The organism is Porphyromonas endodontalis ATCC 35406, from assembly GCF_000174815.1.
In the GTDB taxonomy this organism is placed as follows: Bacteria; Bacteroidota; Bacteroidia; order Bacteroidales; family Porphyromonadaceae; genus Porphyromonas; species Porphyromonas endodontalis.
The window spans coordinates 1-4,470 of record NZ_ACNN01000009.1 but is presented as its reverse complement, the minus strand read 5'-3'; the positions used below and the strand labels follow the sequence as shown (position 1 = coordinate 4,470).

Genomic DNA, 4,470 nt, shown 5'->3' with positions numbered 1-4,470 from the left:
GGAGACTGTACTAGTGGCTACTCCAATGGTTTCTGCGATGAAAGAATAGGACTTACCTTGCTTTTGAGAAGTCGATCTATTGTGTATCTTTGCTCTCGGCTCAAATGGTTGTAGGTTTTCACAATAATGCAAATATAAACTTTTTGAGTTCAACCACCCTGGGGCTAGCCCCAGGGTGGTTTTTGTTTATCTAAGCGTTGCACTTACAACAGGAAAATACAGGGCAAGAAGTCGATCATAGTCTTCTGTCTCAGTGGAGGCCGCAGCTCTCAAGCCCATGTCATCCTCGAACGCAACGGATTTGACAACGTCCTCAATGGCGGCACATGGAACCACGTTGCCTCACTCAAGAAGGGCATCTGAGCAGGTTTGGCAATACCCCCCTTTTCCCGGTGCATAAAAAGGTTCGAAATTATTGTTGTCCGGTAAAAGTTGGACTTTTCTCATGTCTTACTATTGTACATTCTAACGCTAACGCCAAAGGTAAAATAACCGGGGCTGGTTTCCTCAAATGGAAACCAGCCCCTTATTGTTTCTTTTACCGGACAGCGATATAACAAAAATGCCGCATAGGGAAAAGGATATCCCTATGCAGCACCTTTCATTCGAATCTTCCCTATGCGGGGAGGAGAGCGCAGTGGCTATTATTTTGCGTTGCTCGTGGTTTCGTAAAGGGGAGCGATTATCTCTTCGATAGCGTCCCCGTGCAAATCGCGAGCAACGATTTTACCATCAGGACCAATGAGCATAATCTGGGGGATACCCGTAATTCCGTAGAGTTCGGTAGCTGTATTCCCCTCAGTATCGAAGATCTGAGGCCAAGCGATACCCAATTCTTCTACAGCTTTGAGATGATCTTCTTTGCCATCCCATACTGCTACGCCAATGATGCCAAGACCCTTGTTGCGGTACTTTTCGTAGATGGCGAGGAGTTCATTCTTGATAGCTTTACGGCAGGGACCACACCAAGATGCCCAAAAATCTACAAGTACATACTGACCCTTGCCTACATAGTCGCTGAGAGATACTTTATTACCTTCCATATCCTCGCCCGAGAAGTCCCTAAATTGGTTTCCGGGCATAGTCTCTTTGAGGTTGGCAAAGAGTGCGATATCTGCCTTAATTAGAGGCATAGCCTTAAGGGCTTCCCCTGCTTTGTCTAATAGATCGCTTAATTTGCTGCTTTCTTCACAGGTCATTTTGCAGAGGTAGTACCCCAAAAAGCCTGCTTTTACGTCGGCATACTTAAGGTAGAATTGCTCAGAAAGAGTGTAAACTTCTTGGATCCAATTGTCACCACCTTGGGCAATCCCTTCCTGTATCTTTTTGTAGATATCGGCATTTTCGTCATTGATAGGTGTACCACGGAAAGCGTTGCAAGTGGTATCTAGGGTAAGAGTCCCGGCTTCTGCTACCACCATGGCGTTGATACTTTCGTTGGTAGAAATGAGGCGATAGACTTTGCCCATTTCGCCTTTGAACACGTATTCAAAATTGGAACCATCGAGGGTGATGCTATCTAATGCGATAGTGCTATCCTCTTGGTCTAGGTCGTAAATTCGTAGCATCTCTCCCTTCATATCGGGGGATACTATACCTGTAATCTTGCTTTCCTTTTTACAGCCAATGGCAAGGAATGTAAGGGCTGTCAATGCAATGACAGTAAAGATTTTTGTTCGTTTCATATTTGTTTCTTTAGTTCTATGTCTACTTAGAGAGTTTTCTTTAGAGGAGCTTTTCGCTGCACCTTATATATATGGGGTGATAGGTCAAGGAGACTCCTCCTTGAGCGTGAGGATACTTTGTAGTGTACTCCTTCTCTAGCTGGGCTAGCTGGGTACGACCGCAAAGATAGGAAATATTGTCATTGGGGAGGTGGGTTACGCCGGTGGCTCGTAGATGATGCAGAAGATCGAACAACGAAGAAAAACGAAGTACTACCTCCTCTTCTTGCACCTCCACTTCTTTGAAGTTTCGTGAGCAAAACTCCCTATACGCCGACGAGGGAAAATAGTGGAGCCCTCGCCCCGTGAGGGTGCGTAACTCGTGTAGATTACGTTCCCCAAATGTAGAGATGAGCAAAGTCCCTTGGGGGGTAAGGAGTTTTTTTGCTTTAGTAAGTAGAAGAAAAGGATCCTCTATCCATTGCAGGGCAGAAGCAGAAGCAATGAGGTCTAGTGGAGTAGTAATTTGGGATAATACTTCGGATATATCTCCTATGAGTTTTGTGTAAGTTTGGTGCTCTAGGTACTGTTCTGCCTTTTCTGTAATGGTGGAATTAAGATCGTTGAGCAACCAATGTTGGGCTTTAATTCTTCCCTCCAGGGCTTTGGTTAGTAGGCCTGTACCGCAACCGAACTCTAGAATATGGTCATACTCTGCACCTTGGGGTAGATAAGCTGCCAAGTGTTGAGCAATCTGATTTTGCACAAGGGCATGCCGATCGTAGGAAGAGGCTGCACGGGAAAAGGAGCGGGCGATACCTTGTTGGGCTTTATTCATGAGGGAGTGTATCGGGTGAGAGGAGTTCCTCCCAATGGGAGAATGCACAAAAAGGGTAGTGATCGGCTTGGGGGAGTGTAGCGACTTCTACTCCCGTATTATGCCACCACGCAAGTTGATTGCAAGAGGGAATGATGCGATCTTTGACGGGGATTATAGCATGAGTCCAAGGTGATTGCCCCTGCTCAATGGGGAAAGGTGGTTGCGCTCCCACGTAAGACAATTCTGTTTTTAACTCTTCGGTAGAGCGTGTTTTAAGGGACTCGAATAGATGCCGTAGCCGTTTACCTCCGCACATTCGTCGGTTGAATCGTTCTCTATTCTCTTCGTTGAGATGGTCTCTTGTTGCGTCGAAGATGGCACAAGGGATCCCCCAATCATCGTGCCTTGGATAGGGGGTACCTGCAATGGCAATGGCTCTAGAGAGATGGGGTAGTTTATTGTGCTGATGAAGTAGAGTAGCTGCCCATACTCCCATAGACCAGGCTACAAGGTCTACATGAGAGTAGGGAGAAAAGTCGAAAGAGAAGTCTTGACTCCTATAGTCTTCTACGAGCAGGAGATCATACCCGGGGGGGAGTGTAAGGTGTTCTATAGCGGCGCGAGTCATAGCCCATCCGTTACAAAAGATGAGGAGGGAGGGTGCCGGTATGGGGGTGGTTTGGAATAGGATCTGTTTCATCGGAGAGACTCTAGCATTTGTAGCATTGGGTCGAGATCGGCAGGGGTAATGGCTGCGGTAAGAGAAAGGCGTAGGCGAGCTGTCCCGAGAGCTACGGTGGGGTAGCGTATCGGTTTTACCTCAAATCCTCCCTTTTGTAGCCTCTCTGCCAAAAGACCGCAAGCCCCATTTTCTCCTATAATTAGGGGCAAGATCTGAGCCACTCCGGGGCAAGAGTATCCTTTTTCTTGGAGAGACGAACGGAGATATTGGCTTACTTGCCTCAATTGAGCACGCTCTTCTCCTAATTGGGGCAATAATGCGAATATGTATCGGCTCCAAGCTATAACGGCTGGTGGTAGCATGGTAGAGAAAATAAGGGGGCGAGCCATATTGATGAGATACTCCCTAAGAGAGGTGCTAATTGCGGCATAGGCTCCCATACTATTTAGGGCTTTTCCGAAAGTGCCCACTAGTATGTCAATATCGGCAAGTACTCCATGCTCTTCTGCCAATCCGTATCCGTTGGCTCCGTGAGTGCCTATGGCGTGTGCTTCGTCGCAGTAGATAATGAGAGAGGAATACTTCTTCTTTAGAGCAACAAGCGCCTCGAGATCGGCTTCGTCGCCATCCATGCTGTAGAGACTTTCTACGGCAACGATGGAAATACGATACTTCCCTTCATCCTCTTTTAATAGCTCCGTAAGGTGCTCAAGATCGTTGTGTCTAAAACGTGTGAAGGGGAGCCGGCTTAGGCGTATCCCATCAATAATACTTGCATGTACCATCCTATCTGCATATACTTTTACGCCCTCTAGATGGGCTAATGCAGGGAGAATGCCTGTATTGAGATGGTATCCACTATTGAAAAGTAGGGCTGAAGGGTGCTCTAGAGCCTTTGCTATTTCTTCTTCGAAAAGAGTGGCCTCCTCATAATTCCCCAATAGAAGGCGAGAAGAAGTGCTGCCTGAGGGACTACTATAGTTGGGATGAAGGGCGGCGAACTGCTCACGTAGATCATCACGTTCAGTAAGCCCGAGATAGTCGTTGCCGGATAGGTTGAGACGCTTCTCCTCATTGACTACAATCCATTTCCCTAGAGAGGAGTAAGGGAGAGAGAGGTGACGGAGGTTCTCCTTCTTTGCCAGATCTTCGAGCCTTTGGTTTATCTGTTTGTCTAGATCATGCATGATGTTCTTTTGGGGGGGAGGGTGCGTATGACTCCCCTGGGGCTTGTCTTCTTTTTCAGGGCAAAGGTACATTAATCCTTGCATAGGAGAGGTCTGTAGGAGATAGGTGATATGTTT

General features: G+C 47.1%; 4 protein-coding genes and 1 pseudogene. All 5 read right to left on the bottom strand.

Annotated features, from left to right (window positions below; all coding sequences use genetic code 11):
* Positions 1-122, bottom strand: a pseudogene (locus POREN0001_RS09645) (helix-turn-helix domain-containing protein); the annotation flags it as partial.
* A gap of 522 nt (positions 123-644) precedes the next feature.
* Positions 645-1,685, bottom strand: a complete 1,041-nt coding sequence (locus POREN0001_RS02155) for a TlpA disulfide reductase family protein (RefSeq protein ID WP_004332620.1) — start codon at positions 1,683-1,685, stop codon at positions 645-647.
* A gap of 40 nt (positions 1,686-1,725) precedes the next feature.
* Positions 1,726-2,502, bottom strand: a complete 777-nt coding sequence (gene bioC / locus POREN0001_RS02150) for a malonyl-ACP O-methyltransferase BioC (RefSeq protein WP_004332622.1) — start codon at positions 2,500-2,502, stop codon at positions 1,726-1,728.
* Positions 2,495-3,184 (bottom strand): DUF452 family protein, encoded by a 690-nt coding sequence (locus POREN0001_RS02145; RefSeq protein WP_004332623.1) that lies wholly within the window; start codon positions 3,182-3,184, stop codon positions 2,495-2,497. Before POREN0001_RS02145 ends, bioC begins: the two co-directional genes overlap by 8 nt.
* Complete coding sequence (locus POREN0001_RS02140) at positions 3,181-4,353, bottom strand: aminotransferase class I/II-fold pyridoxal phosphate-dependent enzyme (RefSeq protein ID WP_040580212.1); 1,173 nt, start codon at positions 4,351-4,353, stop codon at positions 3,181-3,183. The genes POREN0001_RS02145 and POREN0001_RS02140 overlap by 4 nt, the downstream gene beginning before the upstream one ends.
* Positions 4,354-4,470 lie beyond the last annotated feature (117 nt).